This window comes from Oleiphilus sp. HI0125 (assembly GCF_001635355.1).
This window is the reverse complement of record NZ_LWGF01000612.1, coordinates 1-1,143: the sequence shown is the minus strand read 5'-3', so window position 1 is coordinate 1,143 and position 1,143 is coordinate 1. Positions and strand designations below refer to the sequence as shown.

The 1,143-nt window shown below is 42.5% G+C and carries 2 protein-coding genes; both read right to left on the bottom strand.

The genetic code is table 11. From position 1 onward, the window contains the following. On the bottom strand, window positions 1–762 hold a 762-nt coding region (locus A3762_RS07780), incomplete at its 3' end, for a nitrate- and nitrite sensing domain-containing protein (protein WP_068754785.1). Window positions 763–765: 3 nt separating this feature from the next. Next, window positions 766–1,143: methyl-accepting chemotaxis protein (locus A3762_RS07775; protein ID WP_231878766.1), on the bottom strand; the 378-nt coding region annotated here is incomplete at its 5' end.

Sequence of the window (1,143 nt, the reverse complement as noted above, 5' to 3'; positions counted from 1 at the left end):
AGTCACAGATTTCAAATCGTTGTTTAACAACATCGATTCAACGAATGATAACAACTGCTCAACATGCAATTGAACGTCGTTTAAAAATAAGCTCGCCCATTTTTTGTTGCCCATGAGACTCGTCTTCTTAGTAAATGAAGACTCAAGCGCTGCAACCCGATGTTTCACTTTATCAACGAGAAATTTGAGCTGAATTCTCTCAATGACTGAGCTTTCGCCAGCACTTACAACGCCCATGCCAATGGCTCGCGTTTGGCCGATCGCTTCAATGGTCTCAAGCAGTTCCTTCCAGATCACATCAAGACCTGAATCTCGCCCTAACCGAAGCATAGGACCATAATTCTCTGCTTGGTTTTCAATCAGATAAAGTAGATTAGTAATCAGCCTACTATGTTGGTCGATATTATTTGCCACGGTTTGACGTTGCCAGCCTGTCGCTAAACGCTCCCAGTGCGATTTAATGCTCGTATATAGCATATCGCTCTCAAGCTCATTACTTGCAGCATCAAGCGCTTTCCATTTTTCATAAATACTCGCCCTTTTATTCCCAATGGACCGTTCTAACTGCGCATCACCATGCAAAAAGCCTGTGGTAAGACCCCGATGTTGTTGTATCAAAATAAGGAGTTCTTTAAGCGACTTAACAATTTCTAAGCTGTTCAGAATATTGCGTTGTTGTGACTGTCGACGCTTAGGCAGAAACACCAAGAAATACGCTAATGCAACAATGCCTGTAACACACATAAATAACAGAACTTCCATGTCTCATACCTCTGCTAATTGAGCTGAATGTCCACGAGAACGCTCTGCTTTTTCAGCGAGGTACTCGGCAATCTTTACCGTTTCACCTGCGATTAAGGTGTTGTTATTTGCGCGTTCTAACAAGGATTCCATGTTTTCGGAGATTTCAGAGGTCGCAACACTTTGCTGACCTGATGCTTGTGCGATCACCAGCATGTTATGTGCGATTTCATCCACCATTTTATCAATCAATACAAGCGAGCTTTCTAGCGAATCGATACTCTTCGCATTATCTTCTGCGGCATCAATTACTTTGCAAGACATTCGGGTAACATCGGCCATTCTTGTGTGCACATCATGAATACTTTGTGTGATTTGATTGGCAGATTCTCTTGATCGAAT